Raw genomic sequence first — 13,664 nt, 5'->3', positions numbered from 1 at the left:
ACGTCCCAGGAAAGGACAACTATGTATTTCCACGTGCAACGACTCATCCACGACATCGCGCAGGACGAGCCGGATCCGGCAGCGGCCAACGCGCTGCAGGAGGGCCTCGGCGGCCAGTTCGGCGAGATGCGCACCATGATGCAGTACCTGTTCCAGTCGATGAATTTCCGTGGGCCCGCGGCGAAGCCGTACCGCGACCTGATTCAGGGCATCGGCACCGAAGAGATCAGCCACGTCGAACTGATCGGCACCACCATCTCCCGGCTGCTGGATGGCTCACCGCGCTATCAGGGCAAGGTCACCGACCCGCTGGACAAGGCCGGCGCCGGCGGGGCCATCCCGCTGGAGATCGCCCTCGACCACAGCAACATCCACCACTACCTGGTGGGCGCCCAGGGCGCGCTGCCGGTCGACGCCGTCGGCAATCCGTGGAGCGGCAGCTACGTCTACAATTCCGGCAACCTCGTGCTTGACCTGCTCTACAACCTGATGCTGGAGTCCACCGGCCGGCTGCAGAAGTGCCGGATCTACGAGATGACCGACAACAAGACGGCCCGCTCCACGCTTTCCTACCTGATCGTGCGGGACCAGGCTCACGAGAACGCATACGCCAAGGCGCTCGAGACCCTGGGGGTGCACTGGAACACCCTGCTGCCGATTCCGAAGACCAATGCGGAGAAGTTCCCCGAGGTGAAGAAGCTGCTCGATCTCAACCTGCACAGCAAGCAGTACACCTTCGACCTCGCCGGCCAGTCGGAGGCGGGGAAGATCTTCCAGGGCATGTCCCCCTCCAAGGACGGCACGAACCTGGTCGCCGACGAACAGGCTCCGGAGGGTGTGCCGTCGGTGATCGCCGGCGAGCGGATGGAGGAGTTCGCGCCCGGGCTGGATCCGGCTCTGATGGAGTTGATCCAGGCCACCGCCGACATGGAGATGGCCGAGGTGGACGTGTCGTACGGCCCGGCGAAGGCGGCGGGAAAGGCCGCACCGAAGACCGCGCCGAAGAAGTAAGAGCCGACGCCGCCTTGCCGGCCGGCAGACCGAAGGGCCCCGGGACTGTGTCACCGGGGCCCTTCACTCTCGCCGGGGGAGGCGAGTCAGCTCACGCAGTGTGAGCCGGTTTTGCTCACTTGCCGAGGCCGACCTTGTCGACCCTGTGGTGGAACCGCATGCCGGCGAGGCCGCCGAGCATCGCGCCGCCGAGGCTGACGATGGCGATCGCAACGGCCGTGAGGATGCTGCCCAGGGCCAGGTCGCCCTCCTGGACCGGGATCCGAGGGAAGCTGTTGAGGTTGGCGAGCACATTGAACTGGCTTCCCGCGATAGCGGCCACAATGGCCAGCACCACGGCCACGATCAGTGCCCACAGCCACACGGCGATGCCCTGCTTTGCGCCGCTGAACCGCGCCATACGGCCGGCGACATAACCTCCGCAGAAGTACGACACGAAGACGACGACGGCCAGGGCGATGGCACCGATCAGGCCGACGGTCGAGGCGTTCTCGGCCGCGGCATCCGCCGTCTGCGCGGGGTCGGCCTCGTTGCCGAGGCCGACGGCTGCGCCGGCGCCGGCCACCAGCGCGGTGAGGAGCACGGCTGCGCCGGTGGCGGTGAGCCAGCCGAAGAACGCCGTGCCGAACTTCATGCCGCCGAACTGCGCCTTCTGCTTGGCGACGACATCCTGGCGGATGGTGGTGCCCGAGGTCGCCGGCGGTGCGGCGGGTTCGAGGGGGTCGGGTGCCATGGGGCGCGAGTCGTGGGGTGCCGTGGCGCGCTGGTCGTTCGGTGTCGTGGGACGCGGGTCGTTGGGTGCTGACGTCATGATGTTCTCCTCTGAAGGATGGTGCGGGGTGCGGTGGGAAAGCCCTGCCGGGCATCCGCCTGACATGCTCTGCTGCTTCTTAGACGGTCCGAACACCGCACCTGTCATGCTCCAGCGTGAAGAAATCTCACTCCGACCTGGTCAGTCGGTGTGATTCTGGTCGGCATCCCGACCCCGCGGTTCGCTGCTCAACAGCAACCCGTCTGCACTGTCGGCCGACGTCGCGAGCACCTCGATCCAGGCACGGTTGAGCCTGGGAGTCGCGGTCCCGGTGAACTTGAAATACAGCGGGATGCCGGGGTGCAGCCACAGACTGGGCCGCGCGTCGTCTGGCGCGGCAGGGTCGCTCCAGAAGAGGGCGAAGCTCTCGCCGCGGCGGAGCTTGGAGCCGATGACGCTCTGCAAGTGCACCAGCGCGCGGTCGTCGAAATCGACCTCGGTGGCGCCGGAGATGAGCTTTCCCATGTCCATTTCCCCTTAGGGCTCTCGTTGCCCTGTCCTGGATGGCGGGCGCCGCTATGGGTAGGACGGTGGCGGGTCCGCAAACGTCACGCCGAATCGGGAAAATAGCGTACCCGGCACGGTGGTCCGGTGCCTCCGGACGCGCGGCGTTCGCGGGCGCGCCGGCGTGGTTCGGCTAGGCCGCGGTGCGCTGGGCGCGGGCCTGGTCGAACGCACCGCCGCCGGTGGGCACGATTTCCTTGCCGAGCGGCGCCAGCGAGATCGGCACCATCTTGAAGTCGGCGATGCCCAGCGGGATGCCGATGATGGTGATGCAGAGTGCGATGCCCGACACGATGTGGGCCAGGGCGAGCCACCAGCCGGCCAGGATCACCCAGATCACGTTGCCGAGGAACGAGAAGGCTCCGCTCGACGGCTTGGCGACGACGGTGCGGCCGAACGGCCAGAGCGAATAACCGGCGATGCGGAACGAGGCGATGCCCCATGGGATCGTGATGATCAGGATGCAGAGCACAATGCCGGCGGCGACGTAGCCGAGGAACAGCCAGAAGCCGGAGAGGACGAGCCAGATCAGGTTGAGGAGTGTGCGCACGCCGGAATTCTACTCGCGGTCGGCCCGTCGGCATCCGTTGCTCGGCGTAGACCGACAGCACAGGCGGAGATTCTCGGGACACGCCGCGCTGCGTCGCAGCGGGTGCGGCGTGTCGGGAGAATCTCCGCCTGTGAGGTCTCGACCAGCGGTCGAGCTGTTAGATGACCGCGCGGGTTTCGCGGGCGATCTCGAGCTCCTCGTTGGTGGGGATGACGAGCACGGTGACGCGGGACGCATCCGTCGACACGACACGGGCGACGCGCGAGAACGGGTCGTTCTTCGCCGGGTCGATCTCGATGCCGAGGCCCTCGAGGCCGCGCAGGGCGCCCTCGCGGATGATGCCGGAGTTCTCGCCGACACCGGCGGTGAAGACGATCACGTCGAGGCCGCCGAGCTGGGCCATGTAGTTGCCCACGTAGCCCCGGATGCGGTGGTAGTAGACGTCGAGCGCGGCCTGGGCCACGGCGTCGCCGGCCACGGCCGCGTCTTCGACGTCACGCATGTCACCGTTGCCGGTGAGGCCGAGCATGCCGCTCTTCTTGTTGAGCAGGGTGTCGAGCTCTTCGATCGACAGGCCGGCCTTGCGGTGCAGGTGGAACAGCACCGCGGGGTCGATGTCGCCGGAGCGGGTGCCCATGACCAGGCCCTGCAGCGGGGTGAGGCCCATCGAGGTGTCGATCGACTTGCCGCCGTCGACGGCGGTAGCGGACGCACCGTTGCCGAGGTGTAGCACGATGGTCTTCAGCTCGCTCAGGGGACGGCCGAGGAACTCCGCGGCGGCCTCTGAGACGAACTTGTGCGACGTGCCGTGGAAACCGTACCGACGGATGTCGTGCTTGGCGGCCAACTCGGTGTTGATCGCGTAGGTGTACGCGGCCGGCGCCATCGTGAGGTGGAACGAGGTGTCGAAGACGGCCACGTGCGGCACGTCGGGGAAGTTGGTGCGGGCCGCGACGATGGCCTGCACGTGGGCGGGGTTGTGCAGCGGGGCGAGGTCGGCGAGGTCGCTGATCTGCTGCTGAACGGCGTCGTCGATCACGGTGGGGCCGGTGAAGATGGCCCCGCCCTGCACGACGCGGTGGCCAACGGCGATGAGGTTGGCGTCGGACAGCTGCGGGCCGTGCTCGGCGAACGCGGCGATCATGACGTCGAAACCGGCGGTGTGGTCGGGGATCGGCAGGTTCGCTTCCTGGCGGCCGGCCTCCGAGGCGGTGTTGGTGTGCCTGGCGTGTCCGCTGGCCTCACCGATGCGCTCGACGAGTCCGCCGGCCAGTTCGGTCTCGGTGTCGATGTCGATCAGCTGGTACTTGAACGAGGACGAACCTGAGTTGATGACGAGGATGGCGGTCATACGGCTGCCACCACCGCTGCGAGCGATGCGGCCTGGATGGCGGTGATCGCCACGGTGTTCACGATGTCCTGCACGAGGGCTCCTCTGGAAAGGTCGTTGATGGGTTTGCGCAGGCCCTGCAGGACGGGGCCGATCGCCACGGCGCCAGCGCTGCGCTGCACCGCCTTGTAGGTGTTGTTGCCGGTGTTGAGGTCGGGGAAGATGAAGACGGTGGCCTTGCCGGCCACGTCCGAGTCCGGCATCTTGGCGGCGGCCACGGCGGCATCCGCCGCGGCGTCGTACTGGATCGGGCCTTCAACGGCGAGGTCGGGGCGGCGTTCGCGAACGATCGCGGTGGCCTCCCGCACCTTTTCGACGTCCGCTCCGTTGCCGGAGACGCCGGTGGAGTAGGACAGCATCGCGATGCGCGGCTCGATGCCGAACTCGATGGCCGTCTCCGACGCCGAGATGGCGATGTCGGCCAGCTGGGCGGCGGTGGGGTCGGGGTTGACCGCGCAGTCGCCGTAGACGAGCACCCGGTCGGCCAGGGCCATCAGGAACACGCTGGAGACCACGGACACGCCGGGGCGGGTCTTGATGATCTCGAAGCTGGGCCGGATGGTGTGCGCGGTGGTGTGCGATGCGCCGGAGACCATGCCGTCGGCCAGGCCGAGCTGCACCATCATGGTGCCGAAGTACGAGACGTCGGTGACGACGTCGCGGGCCTGGTCGATGGTGACGCCCTTGTGCGAGCGCAGGCGCGCGTATTCCTCGGCGAAACGCATCCGCAGCACGTCGTCGAACGGGCTGACGACCTGCGCCTTGGCGATGTCCAGGCCCAGGCCGATGGCGCGCGAGCGCACCTCGAACTCTTCGCCGAGAATGATCAGGTCGGCCACATCACGGGCCAGCAGGGTGGCGGCGGCGCGCAGCACGCGGTCGTCGTCGCCCTCGGGCAGCACGATGCGCATGCGGTTCTGCCGGGCACGCTCGAGCAGGGTGTACTCGAACATCAGCGGGGTGACCACGTCGGCGCGGCTCACCTTGAGCCGGTCGAGCAGGGCCGCACCGTCGACGTGCTGCTCGAACAACGCCAGGGCGGTGTCGTGCTTGCGCTGCGAGTCGGCGGCCAGGCGGCCGCGGGTGTGGGTGATGCGGAGGGCCGCCTCGTAGGAGGCCAGGTCGGTGCGGATGATCGGCACCGACGGGGCGAGGCCCTTCATGAGCTGCTCGATCGACTCGGGCAGCGCGAAACCGCCGACGAGAACCACACCGGCCAGCGACGGGAAGGTCGCGGACGAGTTGGCCATCAGGGCGGCGAGGAGCACCTCGGGGCGGTCGCTGGGGATGACGACAACGGCGCCCTCGGCCAGGCGGGGCAGCACGTTGACCATCGACATGGCGGCCACGACGACGCTGAGCGCCTCACGGGAGAGCAGCTCCGGGTCACCCTGCACCAGGGTGCCGTGGGTGGCTTCGAGGATGGTCTTCATGCTCGGGGCCACGAGGAACGCGTCCTCGGGGATGGCCCAGACGGGCACCACCGCGGCGTGCAGTGCATCCGCGGTGGCCGGGGTGTTGTCGACGCCCTCGCGCACCGCGGCGATGAGGCCGTTGAGGTTGGCGGGGTCGGCGCGGTTGACCACGACGCCCAGCAGCGAGACGTGCTCTGACGCGAGTTCGGTCAGGGCCACATCGGTGAGCTGGCGGATGTCGTCACTGGTGCGCGGTTCGCTCTGGCCGAGCTGGTCGCTCTGGTTGAGCCCCTCGCCCTGACCGAAGGCCACCCGGCCGGCCAGCACGAGCAACACCGGCACGCCGAGGTTCGCGGCGATGCGGGCGTTGTAGGCCAGTTCGGTCGGGCTGCCGACGTCGGTGAAGTCGCTGCCGATGACCACGACGGCGTCACACTGCGCTTCGACGGCCTTGTAACGGGCCACGATGCGCGCCAGCGCGGCATCCGGGTCGGCGTGCACATCGTCGTAGGTGACGCCGACGCACTCGTCGTAACTGAGCGCCGGCTGCGCGACGGAGTGGGTACCGACGGGCTTGCGGGCCTGCAGGTGATTGAGCAGGAGTTCCAGCACATAGTCGGGCTTGTGCTTGGAGCGAGCGATCGGACGGAAGACACCCACCCGCTCGATGGAGTGCAACAGGGTGTCAAGAACACCCAGGGCGATAGTAGATTTGCCGGTATTTCCCTCGGCGGAGGTGATGTAAATGCTTCGAGCCACGGTTATACGTTATCCCCGCCGGTGGTATCCAGTGCGCGCGCAGCGGCTGCCGCGGCATCGTTCCCAGCCCACACCCAGTCGGTGACCTCGGGAATGTCTTCTCCGTGATCGCGGGTGTACTGCCGGGCACGCAGGCGGGCATCCTGCATCTGCTGGCGAAGCAGTCCGGCACGGGCTCCGAGTCCGGGCACCCGGTCGATGACATCCATCACCAGGTGGTACCGGTCGAGGTCGTTGAGCATGACCATGTCGAACGGCGTCGTCGTCGTCCCGTTCTCCTTGTACCCGCGGGCGTGCAGGTTGCCATGGCCGTGGCGCTTGTAGGTGAGCCGGTGGATCAGCCACGGGTACCCGTGGTAGGCGAACACGATGGGCTTGTTCGCGGTGAAGTAGGCGTCGAACTCCCGGTCGCTCAGGCCGTGCGGGTGGTCGTCCTCGCTCTGCAGGCGCATCAGGTCGACCACGTTGACCACGCGCACGCTGAGGTCGGGCATGGCCTCACGCAGGATCTTGGCGGCGGCGAGCACCTCGAGGGTGGGCACCTCGCCGGCGGCGGCGAGCACCACGTCGGGTTCGGTGCCGGGAATCTCGGTTCCGGCCCACTCGAAGATGCCCAGGCCCCGCTCGCAGTGCGCGACGGCCTGGTCCATGGTGAGCCAGTTCGGCGCCGGCTGCTTGCCGGCGACGACCACGTTGACGTAGTCGACGCTGCGCAGGCAGTGGTCGTAGATCGACAGCAGGGTGTTGGCGTCGAAGGGCAGGTACACCCGCACGACGTCGGCGCTCTTGTTCACGACGTGGTCGATGAAGCCGGGGTCCTGGTGGCTGAAACCGTTGTGGTCCTGGCGCCAGACGTGCGAGGAGAGCAGGTAGTTCAGGCTCGAGATGGAGCGGCGCCACGGGATCTCGCGGGTGACCTTGAGCCACTTGGCGTGCTGGTTGAACATCGAGTCGATGATGTGGATGAACGCTTCGTAGCAGTTGAAGACGCCGTGCCGGCCGGTGAGCAGGTAGCCCTCGAGCCAGCCCTGGCACTGGTGCTCGCTGAGCATCTCCATGACCCGGCCCGCGCGGGCGAGGTTGGTGTCTTCGGGCAGGTATTCGCCGTTCCACTGCTTGTCGGTGGCGGCGTAGACGGATGGCGCGAGCCGGTTGGAGGCGGTCTCGTCCGGTCCGAAGATACGGAAGTTGTCCGGGTTCTGGCGGATGACGTCGGCCATCCAGATGCCGAGCACCTTGGTGGCCTCGTCGACGGTGGCGCCGGGGGTCGGCACCTCCACCGCGTAGTCGCGGAAGTTGGGCAGCTTGAGCTCGCGGCGCAGCAGCCCGCCGTTGGCGACGGGGTTGGCGCTCATGCGCAGGTCGCCGTGCGGGGCGAGCGCGGTGATGTTGGCGGCGGGGGCGCCGGCGTCGTCGAAGAGTTCCTCCGGACGGTACGAACGCAGCCAGGATTCGAGCACGTCGGTGTGCGACTGGGTGTCGCGGGCGTTGACGAGCGGCACCTGGTGCGAGCGCCAGGAGTCTTCCACCTGTACGCCGTCGATGACGGGCGGGCAGGTCCAGCCCTTGGGGGTGCGCAGGATGATCATCGGCCAGCGCGGCCGGCTGGTGTCGCCGGCGAGGGCGGCGCGCTTGATCGCGGCGATCTCGTTGAGCACCTCGTCCATGGTCTGCGCCATGCGCTGGTGCACGGCCAGGGGGTCTTCGCCGTCGAAACCGCCGGAGACGATGTGCGGGTTGTGACCGTAGCCGCGCATGAGTTCGAGCAGTTCGCTCTCGGGGATGCGGGCCAGGATGGTGGGGTTGGCGATCTTGTAGCCGTTGAGGTGCAGGATCGGCAGCACGACGCCATCCTGCAGCGGGTCGACGAACTTGTTGGAGTGCCAGCTGGTGGCCAGCGGGCCGGTTTCGGCCTCGCCGTCACCGACGACGGCGGCCACGAGCAGGTCGGGGTTGTCGAACGCGGCGCCGTAGGCGTGGCTGAGCGCGTAGCCGAGCTCACCGCCCTCGTGGATCGAGCCGGGGGTCTCGGGTGAGGCGTGGCTGGGGATGCCGCCGGGGAAGGAGAACTGGCGGAACAGGCCCTTGATGCCGTCTTCGGACTGGTCGATGCTCGAGTAGACCTCGGAGTAGGTGCCGTCGAGGTAGGCGTTGGCGACCATGCCGGGCCCGCCGTGGCCGGGGCCGGTGATGTAGAGGGTGCTGATCTCGCGTTCGCGGATGACCCGGTTCAGGTGCGCGTAGAGGAAGTTGAGGCCGGGGGTGGTTCCCCAGTGGCCGAGCAGCCGCGGTTTGATGTGCTCTTTCTGGAGCGGCTCCCGCAGCAGCGGGTTGTCGAGCAGGTAGATCTGCCCGACCGAGAGATAGTTCGAGGCTCGCCACCACGCGTCGACGCTGGCGAGAGCTTCGGCGCTCAACGCATGCGGCAGGCGGCTGGGCCAGGTGAATGAGGTGGTGTCAGCGGCATGTTCCATCGCGGTCTCCAAGTGTTCTGTTGGCGCTCGTAGCGCCGTCCAAGTCTAGGAGCGGGCAGGCGGATGAGCGGGGGACGTTGGTCCCGACAAGTGAACAGTTGGGGAGGTAGTCTGACCGGTTTGCCGGGGCGGCGCTGGCGCATCCGGGCAAAGTAAAACTCCTCGCGCACCCACCAGAGCCCAGTTACCCTTGCTACGTTTCCGTCCTGGGGGAGTTGGCTGAGATAGCGCCACGCGAGGAGCCATTGCCAGTTTAGGGCGTCCGGGCCCCGGGCCCAAAACCGGCGGTTTGGTGACGTGTCACTCGGGGCCCCCGGAAGCAGGTAAGATTTTCCCTGGTCGTTGTCTTCACGAATCGATCGGCTTAGGAGAATTCGCCTAGTGGCCTATGGCGCACGCTTGGAAAGCGTGTTGGGTGAAAGCCCTCGGGGGTTCGAATCCCCCATTCTCCGCCAGTAGTTCCAGCTCAAGACCCCGCCCCACGTCGCCCAGCGCACCTGAAGGCGGGGTTTTTTGCGACACGCCGGGTGTGGTGGCCGGCGGATGCCGCGGGTCGCGAAAATCTCCGCCTTTACTAGATCGCCTCGGCATCCACGGTCAGAGCCCGCACCGCCGCACGCGCCATCACGCGCAACTTCCCTTGTGGTTCGCCCACGACTCAGTACTCGTCCGAAGGATGCTGACCGTCTTCGAGTGGGAAACACGGCGAAAACGAATCAATCTTCAGCATCGTTCCGGACTCCCAGACTCCGGCACTGTAAAAATCGCCTTGGCTACCCGTCATGTCGACCCGCTCGTCCTGTCGCTCCACCACGACACCGGGCATCTGCTCCCACATGACGGCGATCGACTCGAGGATCGCCTCGGCATCCGCCCCGCCGACCAACGCGACCGACGACCGCCCAGACCACGAGTACAGCCCGTCGCCACAGCCCAACAGCGGTGCCGTCTCGAACTGGGTCTGCTCTCCGGCGTTCTCCACCGGCACAAGCGCTGCAGCCTCGTCCTCCATCGCCAACGCAATGCCCTTCGCCGTCTTCAGATCCATAGCTTTCGTCTCCTCCATTGGCGACATCGCGCACGACGCCACCGACACGCTCACGGTCAAAGCCAGCACCGCGGATACTGCGATTTCGACTGTTCGACGTTTCAGTTTCATTTGTACATTTCCTTCTCGATGTCCTCGAGGACCTGTCGGTTGGCTCCACGGTCGGTCGCGACAAGATTGTGATTGTCCAGCAGTACGCCCGGATCGGGAACCGTTCGCCCATACCAATCCCGGGTCATCACGGGGTCGGGTCCCTGGTAGTACTCCCCGACCTCGAAGGCCTCGCTCGATCGCGGGTTGTTCCCGTCACCCACAACGCCGGTGCCCTGCGCGACCTGCAGAGCGTCCCAGTAGGAATAGTCCGAGTACGTCGTAGCGGGATTGGGCGCCCAATCCTCCGGCATCCAGGCTCCGGAGAGCGAGACCACCGAGTCGTAGGTGGCTCCGTGGCTCTCCGCCGACGTGACGTCGGCGAGCCCCCAACTGTGGGCAAAGGCCGTCTTCTCGGCCCCGGCGAGGAGCGGGTCGAGCACCACCCCGGTTTCGAAGTCGGCCAGGGTCTGGCCCGCCTTCTCGGCGAAATCGGCCGAATTCGCATCCAGTACGCCCGCCGGCGTGCCCAGGGCCTTTTCCGCCCAATATCCGGCGTCGTCGCCCAACGGCCCGTCAGTGTCACCCGGAAACAGACCGTCTTTGTAGACGAACGCCACGGTGTCGGGATGCCTTTTCACAAACCACGCAGAGAAGTCCTGCACGGAGCCGTCATAGAACATGGCCATATTGCTCATCGTGCCGGGCACGTAAGTGACGCGGTGCTGGGTATCCGCGGAGGGGGTCCCCAGCATCTCCACGATTCGGGACTCGGCCCGGTCGTAGAGGTAGAGCTGGTTCTTGCCGTCGACGGTGCGCTGCAGGTAGACCCGTTCCTTCTCCAACTCGGCCAGCTTGTCGGTCCTCTCGTAATACGCCTCGATTGAGGGCATCGGGGACCGTGCGAGGGTGTCGACCTCGGCGTCGATCTCGGCGAGCCTGGTGCCCGCGTTGAGGCGGTTGGCGGCCACGCGCACGAGTGCGGGCAGCCCGTTCAGGGTGCCGACGATCGCTGGAGCGCCGCCGATCAGGGCGAGCTGCGCGGCCGACAGCTCCGTGCTGCCGGGTGCTGCCAGGCTCGCCCACCAGGTCTGCACCGCCGCCGGGTCGGCGCCCAACGCCTGCTTGACGAGATCCGGATGCGTGGCCAGCAGCACGGCCAGGTCGCGTTCGGGCAGCAGCGCCAGCTTCGCCAGCAGGGTCTCTGGCGTGGCAGTCGAGATCGCGGCCGCCGTGAACTGCGCCGTCGCACCGAGGACGCCCTCCGATGCCAGCCCCTGCACGCACGCGGCATCGGCGGCGTATCGGCGGTGGATGAGTTCCTCGGCCTGCACGGCGAGTCCGGCGAGCCGGGATTGCTCGTCGGTGATCAGCCCCTCGATTCTGGCCCGGTTCTTCTCCCCGGTCGGATCGGCGAAAAAGCCCTCCCCGCCCCCTCCGAGGTGCGCCGTCGACAGCTCGCGCTGGGAGGTCATCAGATCCATCTGTGCCGCGAGGCGCTGGCTCTCCAGCGCCACCGCCAGCTCCTGAATCTGCTCGACCTCGACCGAGTACCGGCCGAGGGCATCCGCCTGCGCGTCGAGGCCGCGGATGAGCAGGTCGACGTCGGGCGCTATCGACTCCAGCCGCGCCACGTACGCGTCCCGGGACAGTGCCGACCACTCCGCACTGCCGGCATCGGCCCGGGCGCCGGCCAAGCTCGTCTGCATAGCCCGCAGCGCCGCCGCCTTGTTCTGGCGGGTGCGCGCCTCGTGCAGGATGCCTGCCGGATCGCCCAGGCCTGGGTGCGCATGAGTCCACACGGTCAGAAGTCCGTCCGTGCCAGGCTCGCATCGGCGGCCAGGAAGGCATCCGCGGCCGTGGACGGATATCGACCGGCCTCGACCATGAGCGCCTCGAGCAGTTGCGCCCGGGCCAGTTGCTGTGACGTGCTCGCCGACAGTGCGGCCTCGACCGAATCCGACTGCAGTTGCGCGCCGGGCGTACGGAACCGCCAGCCGGTGAACTCCAGTTCGGATGCGGCCAGCGTGACCGTGGCCGAGAGCGCGTTCAAGAACGCCACGTCAATCCGCAAATCCGTCACACACAACCCCCCGGTGGTGAACCCTTGTTGGACACAGCCTAGGGGGTGCGGTTGACCTCAACCACGGTTGAGGTCCTACTATCGCTCTCGTGCCCCTCCCCTCCTCGCCGCCTTCGGTCCCGCTGCGCCCGGCCTCGATCTTCGGCCGGGAGTACGTCTGGGTCACCGTCGGGATCCTCGCGCTGATCTTCCTGGCCGCGTTCGAGGCCCTGGCCGTGACCACGGTGATGCCCATCATCAGTGCGGCGCTGGACGGCGACTCGTTGTACGCCCTGGCGTTCTCCGGTCCGCTCGCCGTGGGCGTGGTGGGCATGGTCGCCGCGGGCAACTGGGCGGACCGCTCAGGGCCGGTGCCCGTGGTGCTGACCGCGGTGGTGCTCTTCGTGGTGGGGCTCGTGATCGCCGGCACCGCCGCATCCATGCCCGCCCTCATCGTGGGACGCCTGGTGCACGGCCTCGGCGGCGGGGCGCTGAGCGTGTCGCTGTATGTGGTGGTGGCGCGGGTGTACCCGCAGCGGATGCATCCGGCGATCTTCGGCGCCTTCGCCGGCGCCTGGGTGGTGCCGTCGCTGATCGGGCCGTTCATCGCGGGTCTGGTGGCCGAGTACACCAGCTGGCGGTGGGTGTTCCTCGGCGTGGTGGTGCTGGTGGTGGCGGCGATGGGGATGCTGCGGCCCGGGCTGGTTGCGATCGCCGCGGCGGAACGGGAGCGGCCGGTCGGGGTGCGGGAACCGTGGCGGCTGTCGCGCACGCTGTGGTCGCTGGGTGCGGCGGCGGCGGTGCTCTGCGCGTCGATGGCGGCGCAGCTGCCCGGCGCGCTGCTGTGGGTGGGCACCGGCGCCGCGTTCGTGCTGGCCGGGGTGGCGCTGCGTCCGCTGCTGCCGGCCGGGACGCTCAGCGGCCGGCGTGGACTGCCCGTGGTGATGACGATCCGCGGGTTGGTGTCGGGGGCGTTCCTCTCCACCGAGGTGTACCTGCCGGCGCTGCTCACCGGCGAGTACCGGCTCTCCCCCGTGTTGGCCGGGCTGGCGTTGAGTTGCGCCGGGGTCACCTGGGCGCTGGCGTCCTGGTTGCAGGGGCGGTACGCCACGGTGCTCAGCGATGCGGGCAGCATGCTGCTGGGCAGCGCGTTGCTGCTGGTGGCGATCGCCGCGTCGGCGCTGACCAGCGCCCTGGGCCTGGCGCCCGCTGTCGCCATCGCCGGCTGGGCCGTCGCCGGGGCCGGCATGGGCACCCTGGTGCCGCGGCAGAGCGGCCGGGTGCTGCGGCTGTCGGCGCCCCAGCAGCAGGGCTTCAACTCCTCGGCGCTGCTGATCGCCGACTCCATCGGCGCGGCGCTGGCCCTGGCGGCCACGGCCGTGGTGTTCGTGGCCTTCGCGCCGCTGGGCGGCACCGCCACCTACACGGCCTCGTTCACGCTCTCGGCGCTGCTCGCGGTCGGCGGCCTGCTGCTGGTGGGCCGGGTCGGCCGTGACGCGGCGCCCGCGACCGTGGCGGTTCCGTCCGCCTGAGCCGCGCCCAACTGTTGC

At 68.1% G+C, this 13,664-nt stretch carries 11 protein-coding genes, 1 tRNA gene and 1 other RNA gene; 3 read left to right on the top strand and 10 right to left on the bottom strand.

The annotated features are described in order from the left end of the window. Positions 1-21 precede the first annotated feature (21 nt). Complete coding sequence (locus RCH12_RS02010) at positions 22-1,011, top strand: manganese catalase family protein (protein ID WP_103432744.1); 990 nt, start codon at positions 22-24, stop codon at positions 1,009-1,011. A gap of 115 nt (positions 1,012-1,126) precedes the next feature. Here the strand turns inward: RCH12_RS02010 and RCH12_RS02005 are convergent, their stop codons facing one another. The 7 genes from RCH12_RS02005 to ffs all read right to left on the bottom strand — a co-directional run bounded on the left by RCH12_RS02005 (position 1,127) and on the right by ffs (position 9,161). After that, the gene (locus RCH12_RS02005) at positions 1,127-1,822 is read right to left on the bottom strand and encodes a hypothetical protein (RefSeq protein ID WP_442784546.1); all 696 of its coding nucleotides are present in this window, start codon (positions 1,820-1,822) and stop codon (positions 1,127-1,129) included. Between the two features lie 141 nt (positions 1,823-1,963). Continuing rightward, complete coding sequence (locus RCH12_RS02000; protein WP_327015886.1) at positions 1,964-2,287, bottom strand: DUF7882 family protein; 324 nt, start codon at positions 2,285-2,287, stop codon at positions 1,964-1,966. 172 nt (positions 2,288-2,459) lie between these two features. Further along, positions 2,460-2,876 (bottom strand): YccF domain-containing protein, encoded by a 417-nt coding sequence (locus tag RCH12_RS01995; protein ID WP_327015885.1) that lies wholly within the window; start codon positions 2,874-2,876, stop codon positions 2,460-2,462. A 157-nt stretch (positions 2,877-3,033) separates the two neighbouring features. Next, positions 3,034-4,227, bottom strand: a complete 1,194-nt coding sequence (locus RCH12_RS01990; protein WP_103432747.1) for an acetate/propionate family kinase — start codon at positions 4,225-4,227, stop codon at positions 3,034-3,036. Then, positions 4,224-6,440, bottom strand: coding sequence for a phosphate acetyltransferase (gene pta / locus RCH12_RS01985; RefSeq protein WP_088455127.1), 2,217 nt, complete (start codon positions 6,438-6,440; stop codon positions 4,224-4,226). The genes RCH12_RS01990 and pta overlap by 4 nt, the downstream gene beginning before the upstream one ends. Before the next feature lie 2 nt (positions 6,441-6,442). Further along, positions 6,443-8,914, bottom strand: a complete 2,472-nt coding sequence (locus RCH12_RS01980) for a phosphoketolase family protein (RefSeq protein WP_103432748.1) — start codon at positions 8,912-8,914, stop codon at positions 6,443-6,445. 150 nt (positions 8,915-9,064) lie between these two features. Next, positions 9,065-9,161: signal recognition particle sRNA small type (gene ffs / locus RCH12_RS01975), an RNA gene on the bottom strand. 120 nt (positions 9,162-9,281) lie between these two features. On the opposite strand from ffs, the gene RCH12_RS01970 reads away from it, so the two are divergent. Then, positions 9,282-9,369 (top strand) — tRNA-Ser (locus tag RCH12_RS01970). A gap of 203 nt (positions 9,370-9,572) precedes the next feature. Here the strand turns inward: RCH12_RS01970 and RCH12_RS01965 are convergent. From RCH12_RS01965 to RCH12_RS01955, 3 genes are read right to left on the bottom strand one after another with little or no spacing between them, the layout of a single operon-like run. Further along, the gene (locus RCH12_RS01965) at positions 9,573-10,073 is read right to left on the bottom strand and encodes a hypothetical protein (protein WP_327015884.1); all 501 of its coding nucleotides are present in this window, start codon (positions 10,071-10,073) and stop codon (positions 9,573-9,575) included. Further along, positions 10,070-11,854, bottom strand: a complete 1,785-nt coding sequence (locus tag RCH12_RS01960) for a hypothetical protein (RefSeq protein ID WP_327015883.1) — start codon at positions 11,852-11,854, stop codon at positions 10,070-10,072. The genes RCH12_RS01965 and RCH12_RS01960 overlap by 4 nt, the downstream gene beginning before the upstream one ends. Positions 11,855-11,856: 2 nt before the next feature. Further along, positions 11,857-12,114, bottom strand: a complete 258-nt coding sequence (locus tag RCH12_RS01955) for a hypothetical protein (protein WP_327015882.1) — start codon at positions 12,112-12,114, stop codon at positions 11,857-11,859. A 110-nt stretch (positions 12,115-12,224) separates the two neighbouring features. On the opposite strand from RCH12_RS01955, the gene RCH12_RS01950 reads away from it, so the two are divergent. Further along, complete coding sequence (locus RCH12_RS01950) at positions 12,225-13,646, top strand: MFS transporter (RefSeq protein ID WP_327015881.1); 1,422 nt, start codon at positions 12,225-12,227, stop codon at positions 13,644-13,646. Positions 13,647-13,664: the final 18 nt, after the last annotated feature.

The sequence above is a fragment of the Cryobacterium sp. MP_3.1 genome (genome assembly GCF_035984795.1).
GTDB classification, from domain to species: Bacteria; Actinomycetota; Actinomycetes; order Actinomycetales; family Microbacteriaceae; genus Cryobacterium; species Cryobacterium zongtaii.
This window is presented reverse-complemented; position numbering and strand designations above follow the sequence as displayed.

Bases quoted from the DNA above. Each gene is read 5' to 3' on its own strand.
- RCH12_RS02010 (WP_103432744.1), top strand. From the start codon at position 22: ATGTATTTCCACGTGCAACGACTCATCCACGACATCGCGCAGGACGAG.
- RCH12_RS02005 (WP_442784546.1), bottom strand. From the start codon at position 1,822: ATGACGTCAGCACCCAACGACCCGCGTCCCACGACACCGAACGACCAG.
- RCH12_RS02000 (WP_327015886.1), bottom strand. From the start codon at position 2,287: ATGGGAAAGCTCATCTCCGGCGCCACCGAGGTCGATTTCGACGACCGC.
- RCH12_RS01990 (WP_103432747.1), bottom strand. From the start codon at position 4,227: ATGACCGCCATCCTCGTCATCAACTCAGGTTCGTCCTCGTTCAAGTAC.
- RCH12_RS01980 (WP_103432748.1), bottom strand. From the start codon at position 8,914: ATGGAACATGCCGCTGACACCACCTCATTCACCTGGCCCAGCCGCCTG.
- RCH12_RS01965 (WP_327015884.1), bottom strand. From the start codon at position 10,073: ATGAAACTGAAACGTCGAACAGTCGAAATCGCAGTATCCGCGGTGCTG.